Source organism: Dyella solisilvae, assembly GCF_003351225.1.
In the GTDB taxonomy this organism is placed as follows: domain Bacteria; phylum Pseudomonadota; class Gammaproteobacteria; order Xanthomonadales; family Rhodanobacteraceae; genus Dyella; species Dyella solisilvae.
On the sequence record NZ_QQSY01000003.1, the window covers coordinates 207427 to 222379 of the forward strand.

14 protein-coding genes are annotated in these 14953 nt (G+C 61.2%); 4 read left to right on the forward strand and 10 right to left on the reverse strand.

Going from position 1 to position 14953, the window contains the following annotated elements; all coding sequences use genetic code 11:
- Positions 1-45 precede the first annotated feature (45 nt).
- The gene (locus tag DVT68_RS13110) at positions 46-699 is read right to left on the reverse strand and encodes a response regulator transcription factor (protein ID WP_114825539.1); all 654 of its coding nucleotides are present in this window, start codon (positions 697-699) and stop codon (positions 46-48) included.
- A 197-nt stretch (positions 700-896) separates the two neighbouring features.
- Positions 897-1271 (reverse strand): hypothetical protein, encoded by a 375-nt coding sequence (locus tag DVT68_RS13115; protein WP_147281726.1) that lies wholly within the window; start codon positions 1269-1271, stop codon positions 897-899.
- Between the two features lie 385 nt (positions 1272-1656).
- Between DVT68_RS13115 and DVT68_RS13120 the strand changes: the two genes are divergently transcribed.
- Positions 1657-2322 carry a response regulator transcription factor gene (locus DVT68_RS13120; protein WP_233523480.1) on the forward strand — a complete coding sequence of 222 codons (666 nt, stop codon included), beginning with the start codon at positions 1657-1659 and terminating at the stop codon, positions 2320-2322.
- A 116-nt stretch (positions 2323-2438) separates the two neighbouring features.
- On the opposite strand, the gene DVT68_RS13125 is transcribed toward DVT68_RS13120, so the two are convergent.
- Both DVT68_RS13125 and DVT68_RS13130 read right to left on the reverse strand, forming a co-directional pair.
- The gene (locus tag DVT68_RS13125) at positions 2439-2870 is read right to left on the reverse strand and encodes a nuclear transport factor 2 family protein (RefSeq protein ID WP_114825542.1); all 432 of its coding nucleotides are present in this window, start codon (positions 2868-2870) and stop codon (positions 2439-2441) included.
- A gap of 159 nt (positions 2871-3029) precedes the next feature.
- Positions 3030-3410 carry a DUF5329 family protein gene (locus DVT68_RS13130; protein WP_158543503.1) on the reverse strand — a complete coding sequence of 127 codons (381 nt, stop codon included), beginning with the start codon at positions 3408-3410 and terminating at the stop codon, positions 3030-3032.
- Positions 3411-3821: 411 nt separating this feature from the next.
- Here DVT68_RS13130 and DVT68_RS13135 point away from each other — a divergent pair, with 411 nt between their 5' ends.
- Positions 3822-5231, forward strand: coding sequence for a phospholipase D family protein (locus DVT68_RS13135; RefSeq protein WP_233523459.1), 1410 nt, complete (start codon positions 3822-3824; stop codon positions 5229-5231).
- Positions 5232-5729: 498 nt separating this feature from the next.
- Positions 5730-7304, forward strand: coding sequence for a glycoside hydrolase family 30 protein (locus DVT68_RS13140; protein ID WP_233523460.1), 1575 nt, complete (start codon positions 5730-5732; stop codon positions 7302-7304).
- Between the two features lie 393 nt (positions 7305-7697).
- Here the strand turns inward: DVT68_RS13140 and DVT68_RS13145 are convergent, their stop codons facing one another.
- The 6 genes from DVT68_RS13145 to DVT68_RS13170 all read right to left on the reverse strand — a co-directional run bounded on the left by DVT68_RS13145 (position 7698) and on the right by DVT68_RS13170 (position 14005).
- Positions 7698-8459, reverse strand: a complete 762-nt coding sequence (locus tag DVT68_RS13145) for a bestrophin-like domain (RefSeq protein WP_114825848.1) — start codon at positions 8457-8459, stop codon at positions 7698-7700.
- Positions 8460-9005: 546 nt separating this feature from the next.
- Complete coding sequence (locus tag DVT68_RS13150) at positions 9006-9401, reverse strand: STAS domain-containing protein (protein ID WP_114825544.1); 396 nt, start codon at positions 9399-9401, stop codon at positions 9006-9008.
- Entirely contained in the window at positions 9379-11820 is a 2442-nt protein-coding gene (locus DVT68_RS13155; protein WP_233523461.1) for a SpoIIE family protein phosphatase, read from the reverse strand. The genes DVT68_RS13150 and DVT68_RS13155 overlap by 23 nt, the downstream gene beginning before the upstream one ends.
- 146 nt (positions 11821-11966) lie before the next feature.
- Positions 11967-12638 carry a response regulator gene (locus tag DVT68_RS13160; RefSeq protein WP_158543504.1) on the reverse strand — a complete coding sequence of 224 codons (672 nt, stop codon included), beginning with the start codon at positions 12636-12638 and terminating at the stop codon, positions 11967-11969.
- Positions 12639-12704: 66 nt separating this feature from the next.
- Entirely contained in the window at positions 12705-13079 is a 375-nt protein-coding gene (locus DVT68_RS13165) for a hypothetical protein (protein WP_114825547.1), read from the reverse strand.
- Positions 13080-13327: 248 nt separating this feature from the next.
- A complete protein-coding gene (locus tag DVT68_RS13170; protein WP_147281727.1) occupies positions 13328-14005 on the reverse strand; it encodes a hypothetical protein in 678 nt (225 codons plus the stop codon).
- Positions 14006-14264: 259 nt separating this feature from the next.
- Between DVT68_RS13170 and DVT68_RS13175 the strand changes: the two genes are divergently transcribed.
- Positions 14265-14879: a carbonic anhydrase gene (locus DVT68_RS13175; RefSeq protein ID WP_158543505.1), complete on the forward strand. Its 615-nt coding sequence runs from the start codon at positions 14265-14267 to the stop codon at positions 14877-14879.
- Positions 14880-14953 lie beyond the last annotated feature (74 nt).

Below are 14953 nucleotides of genomic sequence, written 5' to 3' on the forward strand. Positions count from 1 at the left end.
GAGCCGTTACCGGGACACCGGTTTGCTGCCCTGGCGCTGCTGAACCTATGGACGAAGTTTCGCCTCGATCCTGACCAGGTCCGGCACGGAACGGGCGTGCATCTTTTCCATGACGCGACGGCGATGCGCCTTGACCGTGATCTCGCTGATGCCAAGCTCGCCCGCGATCTGCTTGTTCAGGCGACCGGCGATCACCCAATGCAGCACGTCTCGCTCGCGCCGGGTGAGGGTGGCGTGGCGCGCCCGGATGGTACGCACCTCTGCCGCGCGAGCGAGGGCGGCACGACTGCGTTCGATGGCGTCATGTACCGCATTCAGGAGAGCCTCGTCATGAAAGGGCTTGAGCAGGAATTCCACTGCGCCGGCCTTCATGGCTTTGACGGTCATGGGCACGTCGCCGTGGCCAGTGATGAAGATGATGGGCAGGTCGCCGCGTTCTGGGGCAATGCGTTGCTGAAGGTCCAGGCCGTTGATATCGGGGAGCGACACGTCCAGCACGAGGCAACCCGGCCCGGTCGGGCGGGGGGACGCGAGGAACGCCTCCGCGGAGGCGAAAAGCGTGGTCTGCAGGCCGGCGCAACGAAACAGCATCTCCAGCGACTCGCGCACCGAGATATCGTCGTCGACAACAAAGACCACCGGCGCGGCCGGCGCATCGTTTGAGCCCATCGGTATCAAGGCTTCGCTTGATGCGTGCATGCTTAACCCTCTACCTCTAGTGACACCGACACACTGTTGGCGCGGTCGTCAGCGCCGCATGTGACGTCGGCGATATCCAAAATGACAGACGCGCCCCGGCGATGGAAATGTTCTCACGGAATGTCCATATTCGCGCACGGCATTTGAAAGAGACTCGCATATCGGATCACCCCCACCTCGTCCACTGACTGCCAGACCTATGCGCCGATGGCCTCTTCGACATGGCTGAGGCGGTTGACGGCGTGCTCGGCCGTGTAGCGAACCGATCGAGCGACAAAACTGGCAGCCTTGGGCGCCAGATCGTTGGCAATGATGAGCATGGTTATCTGGGCAACCGCTTCCAGGTCTGTCCTGGCAAGGGACGCGGTTTTCAAGGCGTCAGGCGCGATGGTCTCGCCTTGGGCGGAGAGAAACTCCCCCAGACGAGTAGCCGCGTCTTCCGCGGCAACCGATAGGGCCGAGGCATAAGGTTTCGGGAAGCTCCGCTGGTTCATGGCTTCCAGAGCGAACTCCGCGCAGGCGCGGGCCACCGTCAACGCATACGACACCGGGTGCGGACGATCAGCCTGCATAGCGCCCCCCAAAAGCCCCTTGGCGACCTTTTGGCAGAGCCTGCCGCGCATCGCAAGTTATACAAAAGGTGGGGTACGCACCCGCCACAGGCGAAAGGTAAGGTCACGCGTCAGTCGCATTTGTCGCCGGGCAACGCCCCCAGGGGCCAGGGAGCTTCCTCGCTTCTCCTGGGCGCCGGCGCCGAATGCCAAGTGGGTCTTCGGCGTTTGTCTCGTCGCCATGCACGGCAAGGCCACTCAATTCGCATTCGCAAAAAGTGGGTGACGCCAGTGCCTGGTTGCGGAGAAGGAGCTTCACGGTTTCCAGACAGGACGTAGACGCGAGAAACCAACCGAGGGAGCTAGCCAGGTTTGAGGTCGGAGGAGAGCGATGTCGGTGAGCTTGATGAAGGTGCAGAGCGGGACCAGGAAGCCATCAGTGGTTATTTCTGATCGGCACCTGCTCGTGGCTCAAGGACTGGCGCTGGCGCTCAGTGGCGCGTATGACGTCCAAGGCATCGTGAGAAGTGGTCGCGAACTGGAGGAGCTCCTCCGGAATAACCCGCCGGACATCATCATCACGGAAGTGGCCTTGCTCCATAAAAGCGGCCTCGACGTGATGGAGGCCGCTCAAAAGGCCGCTTTGCCCATCGCGTTTGTCATTTTCACCTCGCTGGCGGACCCGGTCACACTACGTCGTGCCATCCATGCCGGCGCGTCGGGCATCATCAGCAAAGTCGAGGGATTGGACGCCCTTCGCTCTGCGATTGATCTCGCGCTGCAGGGCAAGCTCTACCTGTCGAGCTCCATCATGGACCTGTTGGTCAGTGAGCAACGACTTCCACGGATCCGCATTACGGATCGCCAGCAGGTGATCCTCGATCTGATGGCTGAAGGCCTGGGAGCCCAGGAAATTGCAGACAGGCTTGGCCTGTCGAAAAGAACGGTGGAGAGTCACAAGTCCCAGCTGCTGAACATGACGAACACCCATTCTCCTCAGGAACTTATCGTTCATGCCAGGCGCCTTGGACTTCTACGGCCGATAGAGCTACGCCAACCTCCCGAGGAATGACGTCAACGCTGTGCGCGATGTGGCGAAATGCACGGCCGAGCGTTGGTGACCTGGAGATCCAACAATCTGTGATGGCCTGCTGTGCCTGTCAGCAATAGACGCGTCCCCGACACGGATCAGCTCGTGGAGGCGCGAGTAGTGTGCTGCGAATACCACGCGTGCCAACTTCCGTCGCTGTAGTAGAAAACATCGACCGATGTTTCCTTTTCCCCGTGATGGGTCACCACCGCGGAGCTGCCCTTGATGCTGATGGTGGATGTCGGGGGAAGGGGCTGGACGGGTGCGCCAGGATGTTGTTCTGCAAATCGCTTCGCCGCAGCGATGATGTCAGCCTTTGGCCGCGGCGAGCCGTTCGTACCGACCGAGACGTATGCAGGATCGAGCAGGCCGTCCAGGAATCGGGCGTCGCCCGTGATAAAGGCTCGACTCCATGCATTCTCGGCCGCCCGGACACCAGCCTCACCGGGGTCCTGTTCGGTGGCGTTCACGGCTGACGACAACGCCATGCAAGCCACTGCCAGGCCAACCGCAACGTGGTTCCTGTTCATCACAGCCTCCCGTCTTCTTGACCAAGGACGACGACCAGGAGCGACGCTTCGGGTCGACCGGACGAACTGACTCTAAGCGCACATCGAAGTGCGCTGCATGGGTCGGAGGTCACGACTGCAATTGGTCACGGTGCGGGCCGGGCGCTTCCCGAGCCTCTTCTAGGGCTGTGCGGCCCGCAAGCGCCGAAGCTCATCCTTCAGCCAGTCCGCCGATGGTTGCTCGACGCCATCGCAATTGACCAGGTACGGCTTGCCACTCATGCTGCTTTCGGTGGCCGCCAGTGCGATGAAATCCTCCGCCGAACTCACCTTGTGTTCCTGCAGAAGATACTTGAGCTTGTACTGAAGATGGCTCTTGGCGTCGGCGGCGCCGTAAGCCTTTCCATTGCGGATGAAGGCGCAATGGCTGCCTCCCACATAGGCCAGCAGCGCGGCAACCTCTTGCTGCCCCGTGGCGTCGAGTTCCGCGCGCGCCGTGGTCAGCGCGCCGCCAAGGTCGAGCAGAACCGCTACGGCGACGAGGCGCTGGAAAGCCTTCATGGGTACTCCGGAGCTTGCCTTTCGGCGGTTGAGCCGGCCAGGTGTTACGCCTGTATGGACCGCGGCAGGTAGACCGAGTTCGATGGCCGGCCTGTCATCGCCGTGTCGGCGTCAAGGATACCCGGTGCGGGCGCACAACTGAGGTGGCTCGCGACAGTCAGGCAGGATAGGGCGGCGTTATGCTAGATCGGTGGGCCTATGGGAGCACGTGCGGGTCGAGAGGAACCCACCTGGCTGGCCGTCACGGGGTGACACATGCGAAATGATCGATGGATCGTCGTATTTGCCTTCACCGTACTTTGTCTTTTCCTTCAGGCATGCGCCCCGCTCCCGCCGAGCGTGGACAAGGAGGAGACGCATCACCTGCCGCCGGCAGCCGACACGGCATCGGCCCGCTACACGCGCGCGGAGGTGGACCAGCACCAGCATCAGTCCGGTTTTCGCCTGCTTACCCTCAGCACCAACGCGCTGCTCAGCCGAGTGGCGCTGGCCGACCACGCCAAGCATTCCATCGATCTGCAGTACTACATCTTTGCCAACGACATGACCGGTCATCTCATGATGCAGCATCTGCTCGCCGCGGCCGATCGTGGCGTGCGCGTTCGCATCCTGATCGACGACAACAACTTTACCGACACCGATCATCTCTTCGAGGGATTGAATTCCCATCCCAACATCAAGGTCAGGCTCTTCAATCCTCTGCAGACACGCGATCCATCCATGCTTTCGCGCGCTGCCCAGTTCATGCTCGACTGGCGACGCCTCAATCGTCGCATGCACAACAAGTCGTTCATCGTGGATAACAGCGTGGCCATCATCGGGGGGCGCAATATCGGCGACCCCTATTTTGACGCGGGAAGTGACACGCACTTTCGGGATCTTGATGTGGTAGCCATTGGACCCGTGGTGCAGCAGGCCTCCGATGCCTTCGATGCGTACTGGAACTGTGATGCGGCTTACCCGCTCAAGAGTCTTACCAGTGCGAATGAGGCGGCGCAAAGCCTGGACAGGACACGGCAGATACTGAAGGACAAGGTTCGCGCCTTCGCACAGTCCGACTACGCCCAGGCTGTGATGGACGAACTGCCTGACGGCCCCACCGCCGACCGGCGAGGCGCCTGGTTCTGGGGCGTTGCTGAACTGGTGGCTGACCAGCCAGAGAAGATCGAAACGTCCCACGACGTGCCCGCATTGCGCATTGGCCCCAAGCTCAAGGCCATGGTCGACGGCGCGCAGCACGAGATACTCGCCACGACTCCGTATTTCATTCCTGGCGATGAGGGGACCAAGCACCTCACGGCCATCGTGCAAAGAGGGGTGTCGGTAAAGATCCTCACCAACTCACTGGCGTCGACGGATGAGACGGCGGCGCACGCCGGGTATGTGCACTACCGCAAGGATCTTATCGAAGGCGGCGTTCAGCTGTTTGAGCTCAGGCCATCTGCCGGGCAGAGTCAGGCTTCGACGGCGCTGGGCAAATCGTCGGGCATCAGCCTGCATGCCAAGACCATCGTTGTGGACAATCGCCTGGTATTCATCGGCTCGCTCAACATGGACCAGCGCTCGAAGTTGCTGAACACGGAGATGGGCGTCATCGTCGACTCGCCGGGCCTGGCGAAGGCCATTGCCGATTTCTTCTACACGGCGACTGCACCTACCAACGCTTACCAGGTGACGATGGATCCTGGATCGCATCATCTGGTCTGGCGAGCCAGTGACAACGGCAAGGATGTCATTCACCAAAGCGAGCCTGATGCGAGCACCAAGCGGCGGGCGGAGGTGTCGTTCTTGCGGTTGCTGCCGATTGACGGGTTGCTTTGAGCAACCATGAGCCGATGGTATTTCCCGAGGAACAGGCGGAAGCGGGAGAACCAGGATCAGCCGGGGCACTCGTCGGGCGCGGCTTGATCAACAGACTGACCTGGCATCCAATGAGAGACGGCATCGGGTGTTTACGCAAAAGGGTGAGCCAGCCGTACACGGTACGGCGCCAGGGCGCTTGCAGCCTCGAGGGTGGAAGTTCGCGCCGTCCTGGGCTCGCTCGCACTTACTCTGAGTGGCGCCGGAACGCAGGGCTCCATGGCTCAAGAAAAAACAACCGGTTAGGGCTGCCTGTTTTGTCTCGCCATCCCAATTTTGACAAGCAAACTGTGTGCTGGAAGCATGCTCGGCATCGGTCCGATGCCTGAGCAACAGCGGACATGATGGACAGTACGTTTGGACTGCAGGAGACGACCCTGATTCGGAACTCGAACCCGCCCCTCGATTGGATGTGGAAGCCTCGGAGCTTCGCGATCAAGGTGACATGCAACATGATTGATGGACCTTGCGCGCGCCATGGATGAGCGCAGGTCGGATTCCAACCGGGCTCCCGCGGTCTTTGTCGCTTTGCTCATCCTGCTTACGGCGGCCGTCCTGTACGCGCCTCGTTTCGCGCACCCCAAGGTGGCGGCGAAAGTTACCGCTTCGGCGCAGGCGGTGACGCCTGCCGTGCAGGTCTGGCTGAGTACGGCGGATCGCCGGCTCAAGCTGGAGCCTCAGGCCGGCGCCGAGATGAGTGTCGGTAAATCGTTGCCCGCCGATGTGGTCATCGACCTGAGCAAGACATACCAAAGCATGGTGGGTTTCGGCGCGGCGATGACCGACTCATCGGCCTGGCTGCTGCAGAACAAACTGACCGACGCGCAACGCCACGCCTTGTTGCACGAACTGTATGGGCCGCCGCCGAGCCTCAACTTCAGTATGATGCGGCTGACCATCGGCGCCTCGGATTTTTCGTTGAAGCCGTACACCCTGGACGATGTTCCGTTCGGCCAGACTGATCCTCAATTGCAGCATTTCAACGTCACGCCCAACCTGCATGACGTGATACCGGTTGTGCGCGAGGTCCTTTCCATCAACCCTGATCTGCGCATCATTGCGTCGCCGTGGAGCGCCCCTGCGTGGATGAAGACCAGTCAGAACCTCATTGGCGGGGAACTGCTTGGGCAATACGAGAGCACGTATGCGGACTATCTCGTCAAATACCTCGACGCTTATCGTGGTTACGGCATCCCCATCTTCGCCTTGACCTTGCAGAATGAGCCGAGCTTCACGCCGGTTACCTATCCGGGCATGGAAATGGACGCGAACACCCGGGCTCGCGTGGTCGCGCAGTACCTCGGCCCGAAGTTGGCAGCCCGCAGCCCGAGAACGCAGATTCTGGAATGGGATCACAACTGGAACCACCCCACGCAGCCGTTGAGTGTGTTGGCCGATCCGGATGCGGTGCGCTACATCGACGGTGTTGCCTGGCATTGCTACGAAGGCAGCCAATATGCGCAGGGCCGAGTGCATCGCGCTTATCCCCAAAAGGACGCCTACATCACCGAGTGTTCCGGCGGCGATTGGGCGTCGAGCGCCAACGGCGAACTGCTGTGGTTTTCGCGAGACCTGCTGATCACGGGCATCCGGCAGTGGGCTCGCGGCGTCGTGTACTGGAACCTGGCGCTTGACGAGAAGCACGGTCCCCATTTCGGCGGCTGTGCCGCCTGCAAGGGCGTGATCACGATCGACTCGCAGACGGGTGCGGTGAGTCGCAACGACGAATACTACGCACTGGCGCATTTCAGTCGATTCGTCCAGCCGGGCGCCGTGAGGGTAGGGTCCTCTGAAACCGAGAAGGGCCTCGCCAACGTCGCGTTCCAGAATGCTTCCGATGGATCGATCGTGCTGGTCATGGTGAACAGCAATACGGAAGCGCGCCCCGTGTCCGTAGCGGAGGGGCAAACCCGTTTCGAATACACGATGCCGCCGCAGAGCGTGGCGACCTTCGTATGGAGCCCGGACCAGGCCGGCGCATGGATGAAGCGCGCCTTGCGGTGGCTGAACAGGGCGACGCCTGGGGCGCGTTGATCCGTTGAGCGCGGCGTCATTTGCGGACCTGCGCGCTGGACGTATCCGGCGGCAAGGAGTGTCAAAATGGTCGTCAAAACAATCGGTTATCGCCCACCTTTTTGGATTTCCCGGCCCGGCCTTTGACAAGCAAAGTGTGTGCTGGAAGCATACGCACCCATCTCTTCGCTCCCCCGAAGCAGACCTCATTCCGTCAAGCAGTCAGGGATTCAGCATGACCGAACCTGCGCGGCACTTTCGCGAGATCATCGAAAACTTGCTACCGCTAGCGGTAGCCATGGTCGCGATTGGTCTCAAAATGTGGCTCTATTGGTGACCGCAGCAATGCCGGCAAGGCTTGCTTGCGACCCAAATCGAACCATATCGCTCAGCCCACCGTATCTCTCCTTGGTGTCAATGGCCGAGCTGGCCTAATGCTGCGCGCATGGGCGCCACTGGCACCCGAATCATTCCGCCAAGCGGCGTGTCCAATTCCGTGATGACGAAGATCGCTCCGGCGGAGGACAGCGCGCACAGGAAAAAGAAGAACAACACGGTGCCGTTGTTTGGCGCGAACAGGCCAAACGTGCCAAAGATCACGCACAGCCAGGCCGCCAGTACGACCAGCAGCGCCATGGGAATGCTGCCGTGCTTTTGGAGTAGCGCCGACCAGCGAACCGCGAAGACTTCTTCAAAGATCTCTTGCGCGCGAGGCAGCAGCTGCCGTTGGTCCTCGTTGGCCGGATGCAGAGCGTCCAACTCATGTTGAAAATCGTTGATATGGCCCAGGACCGCTGGACTGTCGATGGCGTGGCGATTCGTTGCGTCATCGGAGCCGATCAGGTCAACCCAAGTGCCATACTTGTGCTTGAGCGATGCCCTCAAGCTTGACGTCTCGGGCCCGTAGGAAGCCAAGGTGCGGTCGAGCTTCAAGACGTTGACGGCGTTGTGTTGGAAGTCCTGGCAGACCGTGTCGAAAGTTGTCTTGGCCGACGAGATGAGAAGGCCGAGCACCAGGGCGGCGAGCGTCGCAATCAGGCCGGCAGCGAGTTTGATTGCCGTGGCCGAGTCTTCGTCCACATGGTGTCCCGGCAAGCGCGTGCGCGCATACATGCCAAGCAAAGCGCAACCAAAGACGCTGATAAAAACCAGAGCGGAGAACAGGAGATGATTCATCGTCGTGCCCGGGCCGCTGCACTGGCCCGTCATTTCATTCATTGGTACGCAAGGACGCTCAGTCGTGGCCGCGCCGCAGGTGTCGGTTTACTATCGCGCGGCGCGAAGTCGTGCATGACGGACCTCGGTCTCGCGGTCGGCCATCGTTGGTAGCAGGGAAGGGCGCACCGATACGGCGAGCGCGTTTAATGTTCTTCTGAAGCCCGCACTGGGCGGGACGGTTCTGACTCTTCGAAAAAGGCGATCGACGTCGACACGAGTAACGCGAAAGCAATCGGCAGCAATGGAATTAGTACCACAGGACTCTCCTCTCGAGTGCGCTATCTGTTGAAAGCGGCGCACCTTCGCCGATGACGCGTGAAGATCATGGCAACAGCGTCTCTTGTGGAGCGAGAAGCGCAACGTTCAGCGTTTTCCGCGCCACCGAGACCGGCATATTGCCGCAGGCAGAGTGCCGCCAAGCCACCAGTCGGAAGTACTCCAACGGCAGGAGTGTCCGCTGCCAACCCCAGTCCGACGCAAATTTAACGGGTCGGCGGGCTTCGCTCAGGAACCGCCGGGGAGCCCCTGGCCGGTCATTCGTCGCTGCATGTGATCGAGATAGTCATCAAGTTCCTGCAAGCTGGCGAAGACCTCGTTGACCGGAACGGCTTTCACGATGTCGAACACCTTTCGCACCTGCGGCTGGAGATTGAGGAGCAGGGTATGGCCGCCGCGTGCACGCGTGCTCCTGCGGATCTTGGCGATGCTTCGCAGGCCGGCGCTACTGATGTAGTCCAGCCCGGACAGGTCCAGTACCACTGTGCCGCCCTCGGCAATGCGAGGTAGCACGTCGAGCATGGCGAGATCGAAGTCATTGAATGTCTGGGCGTCGAGCCGTCCATGCAGACGCAGGGTTATCCGGTTGGGCGACTCACCTTCAGTGTTCAGGTTGAACGTCATGGTCAGGCTCCGTGCTCACGGGGTGGAGGAAGCGCAGTTGCAGGTGATTGCCCTGATCGTCATGGCTGTAGCTGAGTTCGCTCGCCATGGCGCGTACCAGATGGATGCCGAGACCGCCGACATCTTCCGCATCAGCGAGGTCACCGGTGAGGGTTGGCATGGGTATCTGCAGTGGATCGAAGGGTTGCCCGTCATGGTGCAGCTCGATCAGCACGGCATCCTCCCCCAGGTGCATGTGCAGGTCGATTGTGCGGTCCGTGCTTCCGGCGTGACCGTGCTGCACCATGTTGACCATGAGTTCTTCCAGCACCAGACGGACGTCCTCCCGCACGGCGGGCGTGACGCCGTGGGCGCATAGCGCTGCGTCACAGCGCTCCAGCGCATCGAAGACTTCGTCCATCGAGGCTTTGATGCTCATGTCCAGCATGGGGGCATTCCTGTTGGCCAGGGCATGATGCCAGTTCAGTGCGAGGACGGTGATGTCGTCGGCCTGTCCGGCGCCGTCGGTGAAGCGGTCCACTTCGGCCAGCAACCCGGCCGCAAGGTCGGCGGCGGAGCGTGACGGGGATCGCTGAAGGCAGTCCAACATGCGCTCGGCGCCAAACATTCGCTCGGCCCTGTCGGTCGCTTCGGTAATGCCATCCGTGTAGAGCAGCAGGGTCTGGCCGGGTTGCAACCGCAGGGTTCGGGTCGGGTAGTGCGCCTCATCGTCCAGCCCGAGCGCGGCTCCGGTTTCGAACTCGATGAACCGGGCGGCATCCGTGTCGCAAAGCACGGGAGGTTCGTGTCCGGCGCTGGCCATGACCAGCTCACCGGTGAACGTGTCGAGCATGCCGCACAAGAGACTCACGAACATGCAGCTGTCGTTGTTGCGACACAGCTCAAGGTTGAGCATCGACAACAGGTTCTGTGGCGACTGCGCCTTCGGCGCCAACGCCTTTGCGAGCGTGATAGTGCGTGCCATGAACAATGCTGCAGGAATGCCTTTGTCTGAGACGTCGCCGACCATCACGCAAAAGCGTCGCTGGTTGAGCATGAAGTAGCTGTAGAGGTCGCCGCCAACGGCGCGTGCGGGTCGAAGCAATGCGTGCAGCTCGAAGTTTTCGCAGTGTGCATCCAGGTAGTGCTGTCCCGGCAAAAGCGCCGTCTGGATCTGGTGGGCAATGTCCAGTTCACTGGCGAGACGTTGTTGCTCCTTCGCGTTGCGGGTCAACGTCTCGATGTGCAGCGCCAGTTCCGTGCGCATGCGATCGAAGGCATGCGTGAGTCGGCCAACTTCATCGGGATAACGAACCGCTGGCAATTCGAAATTGAGCGCACCGCGCGCAACGTACTCGGCACGCGAAGCGAGGGTGCCAAGCGGGGCGAGGGTGCGCCGCGCCACCGCGAGCGTGACCGCCGCCAATGCCAGGAGGGCGAGCAATCCAAGCAACAGTACGCGTACGAACGCCTGCCGCACACCGGCGTAGATCATCGCCTCCGGCATGGCCAGGCCGAAGCTCCATCGCGTCCCTTCGATGGGGGCGAGGTAGATCCACACAGCCTTGCCGCCAGCTTGCGGGTTCTGTGCAACGGCCAGCCGCACCCGAACAGCCTCGTGACGGGCCAGTGCCTGCAAAAGGTCGGGCTGGCCGCGCTGGCCCACCATGGACGGGTTGTCGTGTGCGAGATAAGCGCCGCCGTCGTCCAGCACAAATGCATAAGCGCCCGCGGGCTTGATAAGTGCCTTCAGGACACGGCCTAGCCAGTCCAGGGATACGTCGGCATTGATCAGGCCTATCGTGTGGCCATCCCTTTGGATGGGGGCCGAGTAGTTGACCAGTTCGCGCTTGCGCGATTGCGAATAGAAGTGCCGCTGCCAGCATCCCTGCGTGCAACGCAGTCCCGTGAGAAACCAGTTTTTGTCCCAGTAGGGGTTGTCGTCCTTGCGCAAGTCGCGCCAACCCAGCGAGCCGTCGTCCTGGCGATTGATAAAGGGGGAGGTGGGCGCGTTGTCCTTGGCAGGGACGAAAGCGGCTGCCAGTCCGGATAGATCAGCATTCCTTTCCAGCGCGTCACGCAGGATGGCCTCGATCCCTTCCGGACGAGAGCCGACCACCGAGGCCAGGGTTTGAGCGGTGTCGGCTACGCGTGCCAGCCGCTGCTCGATCCGGTTGCCTGCTTCATTGGCGAGCGCCGTCGCTTCACCATGGGCCTGTTCCAGGATCTGCTCGCCGACCCGGTAAAACAGCACACTGCCGGCGATGGCCAACACCGCCACGGAGCCGACCAGAACCCATAGAGACAGCCGCGAAGCGATGCTGCGCAAAACCATGGCGAGCCCCCTGTCGACTCGGCCATTGAGCCATGCGTAGTCCAGCTTCGGCAAGTCAGCCGAACGGCTGTTTGTGGACTGTGCCGCACTTGGCGTCACGTCCATTTTTTGTCGTTACCGAGCGCGCAGGCAGGATCGGTCCAAAGAGCAAATTCGTGTTCCATGCCGTTACGCCGCCTTCACAAGAATGCAAGCTGGCAGCCAGCGCCGACGGCATGCCAGGTTGCCATGCAGGGAGGGCGGCGCTGCGATCAACCGCTCCGGCCTGCGCCGCGACCAGCCAGTGCCGTTGCGCCAAACCGCTCTGCTTGTTTGAGGAGGTCTTGTGCCGAACGTGCGCGTGTTGCCTCCGACAGTCGAGCCCGGTGACTCTCTACTGTTCGGCGCGAGAGACCGAGCGCATCGGCAATCTGTTGGCTACTCATGCGTGCACCCAATAGATCGAGAATCTGCTGTTGCCTCTGCGTGAGGCCGCGACGTCCCGCCCTCTCGATTTCAAGCGACTCGTCTGCCCATCGTGGGGAAATGTATGTCCTACCCTTGAGCACGCGATCCACTGCCGTACGAAGTCCCGCCAGCCCATCGCTCTTTGGGACGTATGCCTTGGCGCCGGCCGCCATGGCGTGGCGCATGCTCGCTCGATCAGTCATCGACGAGAAGAACACAAAAGGCACGGTGGAACCGGCTTTTTGCACCCGGCGCAAGACTTCGATGCCGTCTGCTCCCCCCAGGTTGATGTCAGTGGCTACCACGTCGGGCTTCATTCGAAGTACGAGACTGAAGAGTTCGCGGCCATTCCTCACACAACCGACGATCTGAAAATGCTTTGCCAGCGCGACTGAAATTCCTTCGGCCTCCATGAGGCGTTGATCAGCAATCAGAAGTCGAGGTGGCTGCAACATCTCCTGCTGCGACGAATCCATGGATCCCCCAGTCATAAGTTGCTGTTCAATTTGGTGTTGTAAGCAGGCGCTTCTAGCCGGGCATGCCTATAGATAGATCACCTCTTCCACGTGGCTGAGGCAGTCGACGGCATGGTTGGCCGTGTGGCGAACGATCTTGGCCAGGTAAGCGCCATCACGTGGGGTGGACGTGTACGTCAACACCAAGCCTGAGAACTGGGCAATCGCCGCCAGGTCGGAGTGGGCTTGAAACGACCTGTGCGCCAGATCCGGGGACAATGTGTCGGCGTATGTGGTGAGGAAAACCTTGAGGCGTGCCGCGGCATCGTTCGCGGCGGCTAATACTGAAGTGGCCAAAGGCCTCGGGAAGCTTCCTTCGGTCTCCGCCTCAAGGGCTAATTCTGCGCAGGCCCGCGCCACGGCCAGCGCGTTCGTAACCGGATGCGTTCGCTCGGTCTGCATTGCTCCCCCGTTTCCCGCAAAAAGATTTGCGTAACGCGACAAGCGTCACAAGCTATACAAAAGGATGGGTAGGAGTACGCGGCGCGCGCCCGCGTAACTTCGCCCTTCCGGCAGGGACGGCACATCCGGCGACATCCGCATTCCGTCCAGGCCGCTTGCCTGATTTCAGGCGGGATAGTCGAGTGGGATCGTGTGGTTTGATGGGTCCCAGAGCAACTGCGAAATTACTGAGTACAGGCTCAGCAAAATTACTGAACCGAGCGCTCGGGACGCATGTCCATTTCCGACCCATGACGGACTATGACTGCTCCGACCTCCTGAACCTTCTGCGCTCCCTCGGCAGCACTCCCTGGGGGGGCGCCAGATGCCGGGCCGTGACGGTCGGCCTCAACGCCCGCGAGGGTCATTTCCAGTGGCCAAGGACAGTCAGCTTGTTGGCTATTCGGACTCTGGTCCGGCGACCGATTGCCTCTCTGGGGCCACAGTCCGCAGATCGCCTCTGTTGCGCCAGCGACCGCAGGCAGGCTCTCGTAGGTTTTCGGGTCGACCCGCCACTGGTCGTCGACCAACGAGGCAAGTGACCCTGCTGATGTTCCCGGCGGGACGACGCAACCGGGGCGTTGCTGAAGGTCAAGGATGGCGTTCATTCCGTCGTAGACGCCGTTGATGTAGTAGGCCCGTACGGGGTCGCTCATCTCCTGAACGTCCTTGACCGTCATTCCGTGGGTGTTTTCCGCGACAGCCATGGGCGCGATGGATTCACATGCGATGGCGGCTCCAAGGCAAACAGTTCGAATACGCATCACATTCTCCCGGTTGCTTGGAACCGGGATCGTAGCCAACTCAGTTGCAGCCTTCGCCGAAGAAGTCCCCGCCGCCAGCGGTTGAGCCGGCGCAAAGCCTTCGGGACCCCATTGCTGTTCCACCAGGCGATACCTGTAATGCCTGCTTCCGACCCGACGCGGACGCAACCGATGCGGTAAGGACTTAGGGCTGTGGGCGACCTCGCCGTCGTTCGCCTTCTGCGAAACCATGCGTCGCGGCAAAGTCGGCGTTCCGGTGTTTCGGTTTGTGCTTTCACCTGGCCCTAACATTCGTACGGGCGCGGCTCCGGGCCCTGCGGGTATTGCTTTCCATCAGCTATTTCATTGCGTAGCATTTCATCGCGGATATGGAGTGTCGAACATGGCTGCCCGCCATTTTCCTCCTTTCACTTCGGATGAGGCGCTGGCGCGCCTCAAAGACGGCAACGAACGCTTCATCAGCGGCCGTGCGCGCTTTCCGACGATGCAAAAGGAAATCCTCGCGGAACTCGCCAAGGAGCAGCATCCCCACACCACTATCCTGGGGTGCAGCGACAGCCGCGTGCCACCCGAACTTGTCTTCGACGCCTCATTCGGAGAGCTCTTCGTCATTCGAGTGGCGGGCAATGTACTCGGGGCCGCCATTCTGGGGACGCTGCAATATGCGGGGCAGCATCTTCATACGCCGCTTTTCGTCGTCATGGGCCACGAGGGATGCGGCGCCGTGGACGCCGCGCTTGCCTCGAAGTTCCATAGTGCCAAGGAATCGAGCCGGATCGAGGTGCTGCTCGAAGACATCGTGCCGGCTCTGCGCAATCTCGATGGATCGAAGTCGCACGAAGCGCTTCTGCACGAGGCGGTCGAGGCCAACGTGCGTTACACAATGCGGTCCCTTCTCGACACGCCGGAAGTTCAAGCAAGGCTGGTGGAAGGCCAAATGAAGCTAGTGGGGGCGGTCTACGAGATCGAGTCGGGTCGAGTGCGCTTCCTGGAGTGATGCAGGATGCGCGGCGCCAAGCTAAACCCGCACCGGGTGCTGCTGCTTAGGGCTCAAAGCAGTAGGGATTCGAG

Coding starts and splice junctions, on each gene's coding strand:
- DVT68_RS13140 (WP_233523460.1), top strand. CDS start 5,730: ATGGACCTTGCGCGCGCCATGGATGAGCGCAGGTCGGATTCCAACCGG.
- DVT68_RS13120 (WP_233523480.1), top strand. CDS start 1,657: ATGAAGGTGCAGAGCGGGACCAGGAAGCCATCAGTGGTTATTTCTGAT.
- DVT68_RS13175 (WP_158543505.1), top strand. CDS start 14,265: ATGGCTGCCCGCCATTTTCCTCCTTTCACTTCGGATGAGGCGCTGGCG.
- DVT68_RS13125 (WP_114825542.1), bottom strand. CDS start 2,870: ATGAACAGGAACCACGTTGCGGTTGGCCTGGCAGTGGCTTGCATGGCG.
- DVT68_RS13145 (WP_114825848.1), bottom strand. CDS start 8,459: ATGAATCATCTCCTGTTCTCCGCTCTGGTTTTTATCAGCGTCTTTGGT.
- DVT68_RS13130 (WP_158543503.1), bottom strand. CDS start 3,410: ATGAAGGCTTTCCAGCGCCTCGTCGCCGTAGCGGTTCTGCTCGACCTT.
- DVT68_RS13155 (WP_233523461.1), bottom strand. CDS start 11,820: ATGGACGTGACGCCAAGTGCGGCACAGTCCACAAACAGCCGTTCGGCT.
- DVT68_RS13150 (WP_114825544.1), bottom strand. CDS start 9,401: ATGACGTTCAACCTGAACACTGAAGGTGAGTCGCCCAACCGGATAACC.
- DVT68_RS13165 (WP_114825547.1), bottom strand. CDS start 13,079: ATGCAGACCGAGCGAACGCATCCGGTTACGAACGCGCTGGCCGTGGCG.
- DVT68_RS13160 (WP_158543504.1), bottom strand. CDS start 12,638: ATGGATTCGTCGCAGCAGGAGATGTTGCAGCCACCTCGACTTCTGATT.
- DVT68_RS13110 (WP_114825539.1), bottom strand. CDS start 699: ATGCACGCATCAAGCGAAGCCTTGATACCGATGGGCTCAAACGATGCG.
- DVT68_RS13115 (WP_147281726.1), bottom strand. CDS start 1,271: ATGCAGGCTGATCGTCCGCACCCGGTGTCGTATGCGTTGACGGTGGCC.